Source organism: Haloleucobacter albus (assembly GCF_052492075.1).
The window spans coordinates 81,806-96,115 of the sequence record NZ_JBQWAS010000030.1; the positions used below are offsets into that span (position 1 = coordinate 81,806).

The 14,310-nt window shown below is 61.8% G+C and carries 8 protein-coding genes and 1 tRNA gene; 1 reads left to right on the forward strand and 8 read right to left on the reverse strand.

The features are described 5' to 3' along the window. The first annotated feature begins 29 nt into the window (after nt 1–29). Nucleotides 30–929, forward strand: coding sequence for a 3-hydroxyisobutyrate dehydrogenase (gene mmsB / locus ACT6QH_RS13935; RefSeq protein ID WP_444975431.1), 900 nt, complete (start codon nt 30–32; stop codon nt 927–929). A gap of 12 nt (nt 930–941) precedes the next feature. Here the strand turns inward: mmsB and ACT6QH_RS13940 are convergent, their stop codons facing one another. From ACT6QH_RS13940 to ACT6QH_RS13975, 8 genes are all read right to left on the reverse strand, one after another. After that, nucleotides 942–1,439 (reverse strand): GNAT family N-acetyltransferase, encoded by a 498-nt coding sequence (locus ACT6QH_RS13940; protein WP_444975432.1) that lies wholly within the window; start codon nt 1,437–1,439, stop codon nt 942–944. Nucleotides 1,440–1,569: 130 nt separating this feature from the next. Further along, a tRNA-Met gene (locus ACT6QH_RS13945) sits at nt 1,570–1,646 on the reverse strand. A 99-nt stretch (nt 1,647–1,745) separates the two neighbouring features. Then, a complete protein-coding gene (locus tag ACT6QH_RS13950; RefSeq protein ID WP_444975433.1) occupies nt 1,746–2,390 on the reverse strand; it encodes a class I SAM-dependent methyltransferase in 645 nt (214 codons plus the stop codon). An 85-nt stretch (nt 2,391–2,475) separates the two neighbouring features. Further along, entirely contained in the window at nt 2,476–3,663 is a 1,188-nt protein-coding gene (gene mnmA / locus ACT6QH_RS13955) for a tRNA 2-thiouridine(34) synthase MnmA (protein ID WP_444975434.1), read from the reverse strand. Between the two features lie 477 nt (nt 3,664–4,140). Further along, nucleotides 4,141–6,951: a [protein-PII] uridylyltransferase gene (locus ACT6QH_RS13960; RefSeq protein WP_444975435.1), complete on the reverse strand. Its 2,811-nt coding sequence runs from the start codon at nt 6,949–6,951 to the stop codon at nt 4,141–4,143. A gap of 233 nt (nt 6,952–7,184) precedes the next feature. Continuing rightward, on the reverse strand, nt 7,185–9,167 hold the full coding sequence (rpoD, locus tag ACT6QH_RS13965) for an RNA polymerase sigma factor RpoD (protein ID WP_444975436.1): 1,983 nt from the start codon (nt 9,165–9,167) through the stop codon (nt 7,185–7,187). Nucleotides 9,168–9,407: 240 nt separating this feature from the next. Next, nucleotides 9,408–11,414 (reverse strand): DNA primase, encoded by a 2,007-nt coding sequence (dnaG, locus tag ACT6QH_RS13970; protein WP_444975437.1) that lies wholly within the window; start codon nt 11,412–11,414, stop codon nt 9,408–9,410. A gap of 397 nt (nt 11,415–11,811) precedes the next feature. Further along, nucleotides 11,812–14,274 carry an LPS-assembly protein LptD gene (locus ACT6QH_RS13975; protein ID WP_444975438.1) on the reverse strand — a complete coding sequence of 821 codons (2,463 nt, stop codon included), beginning with the start codon at nt 14,272–14,274 and terminating at the stop codon, nt 11,812–11,814. Nucleotides 14,275–14,310: the final 36 nt, after the last annotated feature.

Below are 14,310 nucleotides of genomic sequence, written 5' to 3' on the forward strand. Positions count from 1 at the left end.
GGCCCGGGCTTCATCTCAGGGAGGATAAAATGGCCAGAATTGCATTTATCGGTCTCGGCAATATGGGTGTGCCCATGGCCGCCAATCTCGTGAAGGCCGGCCATGAGGTGACAGGCTTTGATCTTTCCGCTGCCGCCTGCGCGCAGGCCGGGGCGCGGGGCATCAGCGTGATGGAAAATGCCGCCAGCGCTGTTGAAGATGCGCAGATGGTGATTACCATGCTGCCTTCCGGCAAACATGTGCTGGGCGCGCTGACGGGGGAGGGTGGCTTGTTCGCGCAGGCGGGCACGGGCACGCTCTTCATTGATTGCTCCACCATTGATGTCGCTTCGTCCCGCGCCTTTCACGAGGCGGCGCAGAAGGCCGGACATGCCAGCCTGGATGCGCCGGTTTCGGGCGGTGTCGGCGGGGCGGAGGCCGGTTCGCTCACCTTCATGGTGGGTGGTGCGGACGCGACCTTCGCTGCCGCCCATGCGGTGCTGGATGTGATGGGCGGCAAGGTGGTGCATTGCGGGGGCGATGGCGCCGGGCAGGCCGCGAAGATCTGCAATAACATGATCCTCGGCATTTCGATGATTGCGGTCAGCGAGGCCTTCGTGTTGGGCGAGAAGCTGGGCCTCTCGCATGAGGCCCTGTTTGATGTGGCCTCAACCTCATCGGGCCAGTGCTGGTCGCTCACCTCCTATTGCCCGGTGCCAGGGCCGGTGCCGGCCAGCCCGGCCAATCGTGGCTATGTGCCGGGCTTCGCCGCCGCGCTGATGCTGAAGGATCTGCGGCTTTCGCAGGCGGCGGCGCAGGGGGCTGGCGCATCCACTGCGCTGGGTGAGGCGGCGACCGCGCTCTACACCCGTTTTGCCGAGGAAGGCCATGAGGGCAAGGATTTCTCTGGCATCATCGAATGGATTCGCGCTGGCCGCGAACAGGGCTGAAGCCGTGTCGGCTCACAGTTCCTGATACATGACGAGGGCATCTACATAACCCTTGTGTGGATGCATGAAGGCGCGCGGTAGGCGGCCCACCGTTTCAAAGCCGTGCGCCTCCCACAGCCGGATGGCGTGCAGATTGGTGCTGACCACGAAATTGAACTGCATGGCCCTGTAGCCGCGTGTGCGAGCATGCGCGAGCGCATGGGCGCACATGGCTCGCCCCAATCCCCGGCCGCCGGCTTGTGCGCTGGCCATGAAGCCGCAATTGCACACATGCTCGCCGCCACTGTGAAGGGGCTGGTTGGGGCGCATGTAATAGGTGCCGAGAACCTCTGCCGCTGCGCCTTCCTCTTTCGTCACGAAGACTTCCTTGTCCGCGCCCATCCAGTAGGCGAGGGCTTCTGCGCGGCTCATGTCGCGGGGAAGGGCGTATGTTTCACCCGCACGGATAACTGGGCCGATGATGGACCAGATGGCGTCGGCATCTTCGGGGCTGGCGGGGCGGATCTGCATGTCTTCTCGGGTGAGGCTGGCGCATATCAGCAGGCTGGGCCGCCATCGGGCAGATCTGCGCACCAAGGAAGGAGAAGCTTCGGAAGGGCTCTTCCCGCGATAAAGACCACAGGTGACGAATGGGAAGAAGTGGTAGCAGCGGGCGGACTTGAACCGCCGACCTCCGGGTTATGAATCCGGCGCTCTCACCAACTGAGCTACGCTGCCACGACCGGGCTGGTGCGAAGCACCGCACCAGCAGAGACCGGCATATACGAACGCCCGTCCGTATCTGTCAAGAAAGAGACGGCAAAAAGCGTGCGCTGTTCACAGCACCTTTTTACGCATCCGCACCAGCTTGAAGAAGCCGACGGGGAAGACAGGTGAAATATCAACAACTTCCATATCCGGGTAGCGGGCCGCCCAGTTGCGCAGCCGGCTGGCCTTGAAGGCGATGGACCAGCCCACTTTTTTCACCAGTGGGGCCAGCGCCTGCTCAATATGCATGACGGGGCCTTCATCTGCGCCGAGCTTTGAGGCCACGATGATTTCGCCGCCGGGCTTGAGCACGCGGTGCATTTCATCCAGCGCGCCTTCAGGATCAGGCACGAGGGTGATGACGAAGGGCACGGTGATGGCATCGAAGCTGTTGTCGGCAAAGCCCAGATTGCAGGCATCCATGGCGGCCAGAAGTCCCACCTGGCCAAGCGAGCGCTGCACCTTCTTTTCGACAGCCTTGCGCAGCATCTGGGCCGAAAGGTCGATACCGGTGACATGGCAGTGCGACGGATAATAGGGCAGCACCAGCCCAGTGCCCACGCCCACTTCCAGAATGTTGGAGCCACAGCGGGCGGCGGTGGTGGCCGCCTTGCGCTGCGCATCGGCGAGAAGCTTCACATAGACCTTGTCATAGATGGGCGCCCATTTGGCATAGGCCTTTTTCTGGCCTTCAAGATCGTAATGTACAGCCATCTTCACCTCTCTCCGCCCTGTCCCGCATTTGCCCGTGCGGCGCGTTGCCAGCGGGCCCGGCCGTGCTTGCCGGTTCGGCCATTGTCTATGCCAGTTCGGTTGATAATGTTTCAGCAGAGGCCGGCGCAGGGCGCTCGGCTTTCAGAATGGTGCCGCCACCCAGCAGGCGCGCGCCAGAGCCTGGCGCATCATAGAAAACGCAGGCCTGACCCGGCGCCACGCCTTCCTCGCCACCGGAAAGAAACACGCGGGGCTCACCATCTGCGCCCATGCCCAGCCGGCCCGGAATGGGCGGGCGGGTGGAGCGTACCTTGACATGAACCTTCGCCCCTTCAGCGCAGGCGGTTTCAAAGGGCAGATCACCCAGCCAGTTCACATCCTGAATGTGGATGGTGCGCACGGCCAGCGCCTCACGCGGGCCTACACGCACCTCACGACGGGCGGCATCAATACCCACTACATAGAGCGGCTCGGGCGTGGAGATGCCCAGTCCCTTGCGTTGGCCGATGGTGTAATGCAGCACACCGCGATGGCGGCCCAGTACACGCCCGTCCAGATGCACGATATCGCCAGCCTCCGCCGCTTCAGGGCGCAGGCGCTCCACCACCTCGGCATAATTGCCGCCTGGCACGAAGCAGATATCCTGACTGTCGGGCTTGTCGGCCACCTCAAGCCCCATGGAAAGGGCGAGGGCGCGGACCTCATCCTTGCTCATGCCGCCCAGCGGGAAGCGCAGCTTTGCAAGCTGGGCCGGGGTGGTGGCATAGAGGAAATAGCTCTGGTCGCGGTTGTCGTCGGCCCCGCGATACAGGGCGCGGCGTCCGTCCGGCAGGGCGCGGGTGGAGACATAATGGCCAGTGGCCAGCACCTGCGCGCCCAGATCCTCGGCGGTGGCCAGAAGATCGCGGAATTTTACCGTGCGATTGCAGTCCACACAGGGAATGGGGGTGATGCCGGAGGCGTAGCTATCCGCGAAACGATCAATCACCTCTTCGCGGAAGCGGCTTTCATAATCCAGCACATAGTGGGGAATGCCCAGTGTGCGGGCTACTTCCGAAGCATCGTAAATATCCTGCCCGGCGCAACAGGCGCCCTTGCGATGGGCCATTTCGCCATGGTCATAAAGCTGGAGGGTCACGCCCACCACATCATAACCGGCCTGTGCGAGAAGGCCGGCCACCACGGATGAGTCCACCCCGCCAGACATGGCCACCACCACCCGGATGGAGGCTGGGTCGTCTGAAAGATCAAGAAGGCTCGGGTCCAGGGTCATGTTCGGTCTTCGTGCCGCCGCGCGGGGCGGCCAGATGAAAGAGGGCGCAGAGGCCGGAAAAGCATCCGGTGTGCGTCATGCAGGCCTTGTGGCGCACATTTCCGCGCAGGGGCCGGGAAAGAATGGCAGGGCGGGGCCTTGCTGCATGTTCTTCCCGCCGCGCATGGCGCTTCAGGCTGGCGGAGTGGTCGCACCGTTGCGGCCGGGGGGCAAGGCAAAAATGCACGGCACCTTCTCAGGGTGCGATTTGCCGTCCGTATGCCGCGACAGGTTCGAACCTGCTTCCCCATACACAACACCGGGAAGCCGTTTGAACTTATACCAAGCTGGCAATATGCACAGCCATATAAAATCCCTCCCGCCTTGTGAGAGGCTGAAAAGGCCTGCATGTGGCCGGAATGCCGCGACCATGGCCTTTTCCGGGAGCTGGAGCGGGGATGGGAACAGGCGCGGGGCGCCCCGCGCCTGTCTGCGGCTCTAACGCCGGCCAGCCACCCGGCGAGGGGTGGCGTCCTCATCATCCGGCCGTTCAAACACGCTGACCAGCGCCCGGCGAATGGCGGATTGGCGGGCGGCCGCCGTGACTTTCGCGCCAGTCAGATCGGTGACATAGAACACGTCCACCGCCCGCTCGCCGAAGGTCGCCACATGGGCCGAGGCGATGTTGAGATTGAGCCGGGAAATGCAGTTGGTGAGCTGGAACAGCAGGCCGGGTCTGTCCAGCCCTGTCACTTCCACCACGGTATGGCGGTTGGACCAGGCATTATTGACTGAAACCTCTGGTTCCACCGAGAAGGTGCGCCGGCCCTTGGGCAGCTTTCTGGCCATCATCTCCGGCAGGCGGATCGCCCCGGCCAGAGCCTGCTCCACCGTTTCACAGACCTTTCTGGCGCGGCGCTCCTCATCTTCATCCTGTTCGAAGGCGCGGCGAATGGCGATCACATCCAGCGCAAGGCCGCTGGTGGTGGTGGAGATCTGTGCATCCACAATATTCACGCCGGCGGTAGCGCAGGCCCCGGCGATCATTGAGAGCAGTTTGGGATGGTCAGGCGCCAGAACGGTGAGCGTGGTGACGCCGCGTTCCGGCTCCAGCCGGGCCTTGGAGGCGATCGTCTTGCCGGCACCTTCTGCGGCGTCGATGAAGCGGGCATGGCGCATCTGGGTGTCCAGATCCGTGCGCAGCCAATAGGCCGGGTAGTGGTGCTTGATATAGGCATCCACTTTCTTCTCCGGCCATTCCGCAGACATGGCGTGGAGGAACTGCCCCTGCGCCGCGGCCACGCGCCGCGCCCGGTCCACCTCCGAGAAACCGCCAGTGAGAACCGGCTCAGTCTCATAATAGAGGGTGCGCAGCAGCTCGGATTTCCAGCCATTCCAGGTGCCGGGCCCTACCGCGCGGATATCCGCCGTGGTGAGGATGGTGAGCAGTTTCAGCCGTTCCAGAGATTGCACGACGGAAGCAAATTTCTCGATGGTCTTGCGGTCTGACAGGTCGCGCGACTGGGCGATGGTGGACATCACCAGATGTTCCTGCACCAGCCAGGCAACGGTTTCTGTTTCCGAGGCGCTGAGGCCAAGACGCGGGCACAGACGTTTGGCGATGCGCGCGCCGGCGGTGGAGTGATCTTCCGGCCGGCCCTTGGCGATATCATGCAGCAGCATGGCCACATAGAGCAGGGTGCGGTTTTTCACCGTGGGCATCAGCTCGTTGGCGAGGCCGTTTTCCGGATTGTCGCCCCGCTCGATCTCCGCCAGAATGCCGATGCAGCGCAGCAGATGCTCATCCACCGTATAATGGTGGTACATGTTGAACTGCATCATGGCGACAATCTTGCCGAACTCGCGCACGAAGCGCCCCAGCACCCCGGCCTCGTTCATGCGGCGCAGCACGGTTTCCGGGTCATTCCTTGAGGCAAGAATTTCCAGAAACAGCCGGTTGGCTTCGGGGTTCTCGCGCAATGCGCCATTGATGAGCGAGAGCGAGCGCGTGGCCAGTCGCATGGCATCGGGGTGCAGGGCCAGATTGCGCGCATCGGCAATGTGGAACAGACGCAGAAGGTTCACCGGGTCGCGGTTGAACACCTCCGGGTCGGCCACATTCAGCCGGTTGTGATCCAGCACGAAATCCGGGTTGCTCTTCAGCACGGTGCGGCGGGAGCCGGGGCGCAGCCGCTCCACCAGCCCGCGCAGGCCGGGCACCTGCTTGTCCTGCCGGGCTTCCAGCGCGGCGGAGAGCAGGGCGGTCAGATCCCCCACATCCTTCGCCACGAGGAAATAGTGCTTCATGAAGCGCTCCACATCCTTCTGGCCGGGATGCTCCGTATAGCCCAGCCGCCGGGCCATTTCGCGCTGAAGATCGAAGGAGAGCCGGTCTTCCTCACGCCCGGTGAGAAAGTGCAGATGGCAGCGCACCGACCACAGGAAATTCTCGCAACGGGTGAACAGGCGCGCCTCTTCCCGCGTGAATACATCCTTCGCGACAAGCTGGTTGGTGGTGCGCACCTGATAGACATATTTGGCGATCCAGAACAGCGTGTGCAGATCGCGCAGGCCGCCCTTGCCATCCTTCACATTGGGCTCCACCAGATAGCGGGACTGGCCCGAACGGCGCAGCCGCTCTTCCCGCTCCGCCATCTTGGCCGCGACGAACTCGGCCGCTGTGCCCTGCACCACCTCTCTGGCGAAACGCTCTTCCAGATCCGCGAACAGCGCCTTGTCGCCCACCAGATAGCGTGCCTCGAGAATGGAGGTGCGGATGGTGAAATCGGCGCGGGCCTGCCGCAGGCATTCATCTACCGAACGGGTGGCGTGGCCCACCTTCAGGCCCAGATCCCACAGCATGTAGAGAATGGCTTCGGTAACGCTCTCACCCCATGCCGTCTGCTTGTAGGGCAGCAGGAAGAGAATATCCGTATCAGATCCCGGCGCCATCATGCCGCGGCCATAGCCGCCCACGGCCGCAATGGCCATGCGCTCCGAGCGGGAGGGGTTGTCCGCCGGATAGAGATAGGTGGTCGCGATCTCGAACAGGCCGGCAATCATGGCGTCCTGAAAAGCCGACAGGCGCATGGAGCAGCACCGCCCGCAGCCATCTTCAAACAGCAGGCGCTCGGCCTCGGTGCGGGCCTGCTGCATGGCTTCCTTCAGCAGGCCAACAATGGCGTTGCGCAATTCCAGCCCATTGCCCTGGTGTGCTTTGGCGATCTCGTGCATCTCGGTTTTGAGCTGCTGGCCGAGAAAGGGCTCGGTGATAGTGCGGTTTGGCTTGCGCTTGCGGACAACGGGCATATCGGGACAGTTCCGCCGTTGTGAAAGATGAGCTCCCAGCAATAACGCAAAGCCGGCGCAATCGCGAGGGGCAAGCTTTTGGAGGTGGTGGCTTGAATTCAGGCAGGCTGCGTATTCCAGCGGCAAATACGGGCCCGTTCTGCCGCTTCGACGGGGGGCGCCCGCTCACCTTTTGAACTGGATATGAAAAAGGCGGCATTGCTGCCGCCTTTCCTTCGGGCCATGGGGCCGGATCAGTTGTCCAGAAACGACCGCAGCTTGCGCGAGCGGGAAGGGTGCTTCAGCTTGCGCAGGGCCTTGGCTTCAATCTGGCGGATACGCTCACGCGTCACCGAGAATTGCTGGCCCACTTCCTCCAGCGTGTGGTCGGTATTCATGCCAATACCGAAGCGCATGCGCAGCACACGTTCTTCACGCGGGGTGAGGGAGGCGAGCACACGGGTCGTGGTTTCGCGCAGATTGGACTGAATGGCGGCGTCGATGGGCAGCACCGCATTCTTGTCCTCGATGAAATCGCCGAGATGGGAATCCTCCTCGTCGCCGATCGGCGTTTCGAGGGAGATCGGCTCCTTGGCGATCTTCAGCACCTTGCGCACCTTTTCCAGCGGCATGCTGAGCTTTTCGGCCAGCTCCTCCGGGGTCGGCTCGCGGCCGATCTCGTGCAGCATCTGGCGCGAGGTGCGCACGATCTTGTTGATCGTTTCGATCATATGCACCGGAATACGGATCGTGCGGGCCTGATCCGCGATGGAGCGGGTGATGGCCTGCCTGATCCACCATGTGGCGTAGGTCGAGAACTTGTAGCCGCGGCGATACTCGAACTTGTCGACCGCCTTCATCAGGCCGATATTGCCTTCCTGGATGAGATCCAGGAATTGCAGGCCGCGATTGGTGTATTTCTTGGCGATGGAGATGACGAGGCGCAGATTGGCCTCCACCATTTCCTTCTTCGCCTGCCGGGCTTCCTTTTCGCCCTTCTGCACCATCTGCACGATCTTGCGGAACTCGGCGATTTCGAGCCCCGTCTCGGTGGCCAGCGTATGGATATCCCCGCGCAGGCTCTTGATCGCGTCTTTCTCGTGGGCGACGAAATTCTTCCAGCCCCTGGTGCCGAGCTTGGAGATGCGCAGCACCCATTTGGGGTCGAGCTCCGAACCCAGATAGTTCTTCAGGAAGTCGTCGCGCTTCACGCCATAGCTTTCGCCCAGACGCAGCAGGCGGCCTTCCATGGAGACAAGGCGCTTGTTGATGCCGTAGAGATGGTCAACCAGCGCGTCGATACGGGCCTGATTGAGCGAGAGGCTCTTCATGTCGGCCACCAGCTCTTCCTTGAGCTTCTTGGCCTTGCGCTCCTGCGCGGGGGAGAGCGTCTCGTTCTTCAGCTTGGATTCGACATTCTGATCCTGAAGACGGCGCAGCTTGGTATAGGAGGAGGCGATATTGTCGAAGGTTTCCAGAACCTTCGGCTTGATCTCGGCTTCCATGGCCGCCAGCGACATGGAATTTTCCATATCGTCGTCGTCATTATCAGCGTTGTCATTATCGCCCATCTCCCCATCCTCGCCCTCTTCCGAGGACTGGGCATTGTCGGGATTGGTCGGGGCCTTGGCCTCGGGGCCGGCATAGGTGGCCTCAAGGTCGATAATGTCGCGCAGCAGCACGCGCCCTTCCGTCAGCTCATCACGCCAGATGATGATGGCCTGGAAGGTCAGCGGGCTTTCGCACAAGCCGGCGATCATGGCTTCGCGACCGGCCTCAATGCGCTTGGCGATGGCGATTTCGCCCTCGCGGGAGAGGAGCTCCACAGAGCCCATCTCGCGCAGATACATGCGCACCGGGTCATCCGTGCGCTCGGATGGCTCGGATTTGGTCTCGCTCTTGGCGACAGCACGGGACGAGGTGGGGGCGACTTCGCCGCCCTCGGATTCCTCCTGCTCTTCGCTTTCGGATTCCTCGTGATTGTCGTCGTTCTCTTCACCTTCGATGACATTGATACCCATGTCATTCAGCAGGGCGAGAATATCTTCAATCTGCTCGGATGAGGTCACATCCGAGGGCATCACCGCATTGAGTTGCTCATGGGTCACGTAGCCACGGCGCTTGGCGGTGTTGATCATCTTCCGGACGGCCGCAACCGAGAGGTCGAGCAACGGGCCGTCGGGGCCGTCATTCTCCTTCTCCGGAGCCTCGGTCGTCTCGGCAGATTGTTTCGCCATGGACTTCTCCTGCTGAACTCGTCGCCTTCAGCGACGAAATGGCGATGCGGTATCAAACCGCCATCGCCCCATCCTGTTGGCCGGGGCACTGGCTTCTTCTGCCCCTTAAACGCCAAATCAGTTAAGCCGGCCTGAACAGGCGTGGCAAACTGCTGCACTTGCGGAAGAAATACCTCAACATTTGAGGTTGCACAGCTTCCGCCCTGTTTGTCATCCGGCGCCCCGCCACCTGTGCAGGGCTCATATGGAACGCGCCACCCCCCGCCCGGATGAAACACCAAACCCCTCTATCAGGGCTTCTGTTCCCTCCAGCGTGGAAAGACGCTGCTGCACATCACACAACCAGGCAAAATTCGCCTCGCTCGGATCTTCGCCCAGGCTGCGTTCTGCTTCCTTCAATTCTCTAGATAGCGCGTGAGCCTTGTGATGCAAGGCCAGGCGCTGGTTCCACCATATGAGAGCATCTTCTTTTGAGGCATCGGGATAGGCTGGCCAGTCCATCCGGCGGTTTGCCAGCGCTTCAACCCGTTTTGCGAGCGCATCCAGCTCCGGTTCCGCACGCCAGAAGGGGGGGAAATCGCTTTCTCCGGCCATCTGTGTCGATGTTCCTGATTCGCCCTCTTCCATGGAGGCGGCCAGCAGAGCATTGCGCAGACGTTCAGCCTCTGGATTGGCGAAGGGCAGGGCGGCGATTTCCTCGCTCTGCTCTTCCAGAAGGAAGGGGTGGTTCATGAGGCAGAGCAAAAGCAGGGCTTCATTGCGGGGCAGGCTGGCCACTGGCCCGCGCACCAGGGCGCTCTGGCCGATCTCGCCACCGCGTGGCACATGCGGGCCGGCTCCATCCTGCCTGCCGGCCTGTCCCTTGCGCCCTGCACCCTGACGGCGATTGCCGCCGCCTTGCCAGCCGCTACCCTGCCGTCCACCACCTTGCCAGCCCGATCCCTGCCAACTGCCGCGCCCGCCCTCGCGCGCACTGCCGGGCATCAGCAGGGCGCGCATCCGGTTCATCAGATCCTGTCGATAATGCTTGCGGACGGTTTCATCGGCAATCGTGGCGGACAACTCATGGATGCGAGTTTCCAGCGCGGCCCGGCGTTCGGGCGTATCGAGCTGGGCATTCTCGCTCTCGCGCAGCCACAATTCGCTGGCGAGCGGGCGGGCTTGCGCCAGCACCTCTTCCATGCCTGAGCGTCCGGTCCGGCGGATCAGGTCATCAGGGTCCTGCCCTTCCGGCAGGGTGGCGAAGGCGAGGCTGCGGCCGGCCTTCAGGTGAGGCAGGGCGATATCCATGGCCCGGTGCGCGGCCCGTCGCCCGGCCTTGTCGCCGTCAAACAGCAGCAGGGGCTCATCGCTCATACGCCAGAGCAGTTGCAGCTGCTCTTCTGTCAGGGCCGTGCCCAGTGGTGCGACGGCGGCTTCAAAGCCGGCTTCCACCATGGCTATGACATCAACATAGCCTTCCACCACCACCACACGCGCCCCATTGCGGGCTGCGGTGCGCGCGGAAAAGCCATTATAGAGCAGAGAGCCCTTGTGAAAGAGCGGGGTTTCCGGCGAATTCAGATATTTGGCCGGAACATCCTTTTCCAGCGCCCGGCCGCCAAAGGCCACCACCCGCCCGCGCATATCGGTGATGGGAAACATCACCCGGTCGCGGAAACGGTCATAGGGTACGGGGATATCGTCGCCGGCGATCAGCAGGCCGCAATCCACCATATCGCCGACTGATATGCCGGCCTTGCCCAGCGTCTCCTTGAGGTGGAAGCGTTCGCCGGCGGCATATCCCATGCGAAAGCGCTGCTGCGTGGCCGGGCCCAGTCCTCTATCCTGCAAATAGCCTCGGGCCTTTGCGCCCATGCGGGACTGGAGCGTTTCTTCAAAATGACGGGTGGCCAGCGCCATCACCTCATGAAGAGTGTGACGGCGTTGCTCTCGTGCAGTGGCTTCCGGGGTGGTTTCCGGCAGAGGCAGGCCCGCCATGGAGGCCAGACGCTCGACAGCCTCGCCAAAGGGCAAGCCCTCTGTTTCCATCAGGAAATCAATGATATCGCCATGCTTTCCAGAGGAGAAGCAGTGGTAAAAGCCCTTCTGGTCATTGACGAAGAAGGATGGGGTCTTCTCCGCATTGAAGGGGGAAAGCCCGGCAAATTCGCGTCCCTGCTTGCGCAGCTTGACCCGACGGCCCACCACTTCCGAAACGGGAAGCCGGGCGCGGATCTCATCAAGAAAGTCAGGTGTGAAGCGCATGATCTGAGTGCAGCAGGGTGAACGGATTCAGACAAGACGAGAAGTGTAACAAGGCGCACGCAGCATGTGCCGATATTCAGGCCGCACCCATATTGCGCAGCGTACATGCACGCGGCTTCTCCCATGCGTGGCCTTTGTGGGGCCGGGCATGGGGCCTTCGGACTTTTGATGGATGTGGTGACCCACATTGAGCATTGTAAGGCTTGGCGCAGGTCTGCGCGCAAGTCTGCCGCCATAGTGCGCGGCTTTCAGCCTGTTTGCGCGGTGCGGTTCTTATGGTTGGCGGAAACCGGCGCGTTGCACCCATTATCCTGCTTATTCACACCCCTGAATGTACAAGGGGCGAAACCGTGGTTCCACCCCTTGCGCATGCATCGCCAGATATTTCGCAGAAGGCTCAGTCGCTGCCGCCTACGGAAGTGGAGAAGCCACCTTCACCCAGCGTGCGCAGGCCGATGGTGACCATCACCTTGTCCACGCGCTTCCCATCCGGGCCATCCAGAGAATAGTCGGACACGAAGTTGAGGCCCAGAGTGAAGCAGTCATCCAGGTAACGCAGCCCAATCAGCGAGTAATCCACGCCGGATTCCACCAGATTGTAGCGCAGCGCACCGCGCAGGGACCATGTGTCTGTCAGCTTGTAAGTGGCTGTTGTGTAGACACCTTCGCGGCGATCAAAATAGCCGAGCAGGGGCTGGGCATCATAGCGGCCATAGGTGGCCGTCAGATTCAGCCGATCAACCTTGGCGCGACCTTGAAGCTCGAAACGCCGCAGCTCGAAATTTTCATTGTCGAAGCGGAAGCGGGTCACAAGGTCCAGATCCCGCGTGGGGGAAAAGGCCACGCGCGCCACATAATCGGAGGCGTCCGTTTCCAGGCCGGACTCAAGGCCGGTATTGGCCATGTCGCCATTGGCGAAGGAATTCTTGCCAAACAGATGGTAGGACTGGCCCACCAGCGCACTGACCTTGCCGCCATTGTTGAGCGCGGCATTATAGGTGAGGCCAAGATTGAGGCGTCCGCCACCCTCGACGCGGTCATAGCCCGAATATTTGTTCACTTCGAACAGGTTGGTGTCGTCAAACACCAGACTCTGGGCATCCTCGTTCGGGAAGCGGCCAATATCGGTCTCGTCGGGGCGGACGACCATCTGGGCGCGCGGAATGAGGGTCTGCACGCCCCATTCCTCCACCGAGATGAAGGGGTACTGATAATCCAGACCCACCACCGGCATGGCGCGGACGAGGCTGTCGCTGCCGGACTGCATCGGGTTCTGGCCATTGAAGGTCGGGCCATACTGATAGCTGTAGGGCAGGGATTCGACATTCATCGCAGCCACATCGACCCGCGCCGAAACGAACGGGGTCCACATCTGGCCGGCGTCATCTGTAACCGTCTTCTTCCACGCCAGTTCAGCAGAGGCGCGGGTGTAATCCCCCGGAATGCCGCGCAGCAGACATTCTTCGGGATTCGGGTTCGTCAGCATACAGGTGCCGGTGGGAATGCCCGTGGCACCTTTATAGGCGTCCTTCTCCCACATGCCGACGAAATTGGCCTTGTCCCGCGTCAGCGAGGTGACATTCACATTGAGGTTGGTGAGCCCACCCCACAATGAATTGCTGAAATCCCGATCATAATTCAGCGTGCCGACGAAAGGCAGAAGCTTTTCATTGTCGGTCACCGTCATGCCGAGGAAGTACAGGCCGCGCAGATCGAAATAGGACTGGTCGCGCTGGCCTGTCAGATAAATGGTGGAAGTGCGGGTCAAATCACCCGTCGGCGCAAGGCTGTAATCGCGCAGATAGGTGCGATCCGAGACCAGCGTGGCGTCCCAGCCGAAATTCCAGAACGGATTCAGCATGAAGGAGCCGGAGGTCTCGATCGCGCCGCGCTGGTCGCGATAGCCCGGCAGCGGGGTCACACCGCCGGAAAGGAACTGATCCTTGTCCTGCTGGATGATGCCAGAGGCCCGGATGGAGTAGCTGCCATTGATCAGCCGCTGCCGCCACTCGCCCTGCATCAGGAAGCCCTGCTTCGAGATATAGGACGGGGTCAGCGTGATGTCGCGATCAGGGGCAATATTCCAGAAGAAGGGAATACCTGCGCCATAGCCGATCTGGCTGGAGCCGAAGAATTGCGGGAACAGGAAGCCGGTCTTGCGCTTCACCGTCGGGTCTGGCGTGGACATGAACGGGAGATAGGCAATCGGCAGCCCGAAGAACTCCAGCTTGGCGTTCTCGTAATAGATCATCCGCTCTTCTTGATCGTGGATGATCCGCTTTGCCTTGATTTGCCAGAGCGGGGGCTTTTCCGGGTTTTCCTTACAGGGTTCGCAGGCCGTGTAGACACCATTCTGGAAGATGGTGACATTGCCTTCCGTGCGGTCGGCGCGGGCAGCGGCGAAATGGGTGTTGTCCGGCGTGTCGAGGCGCAGGGAATCAATGAAGCCTTCGCGGAAATCCTGCGTCAGGTCCAGATTTTCAGAGGTGACAACCTTCCCGTCACGGTCCTTCAGGTGCACATTGCCGATGGCGCGCACGCGGTTGGTGGAGCGCTCCAACTCCACGCGATTGGCCTGAAGCGTTGCGCCGTCATAATAAATTTCGACATTGCCGACGGCAGAGACGGTCTCGCGCTTGGAATCATATTCCAGCTGGTCGGCCCGCACGAGCATGCGCGCATTGGGGTCAACCTGGCGGCTGCTGAGGCCGTTCGCGGCCATGCCGCTTTGGGCCAGCGCAGGCGCGGTCAGGGCTGTCTGTGCCAGCAGGAGCGTGGAAACAGTGGCTGCTGTCGTCAGCAACAGGCGCAGGCGCCGGGATGGATGCCTGGCTTTTTCAGCCACGATGGAAGACGACATAGCAATGCCCTTCCCGTCAGCCTTGCAGCTGCGAGT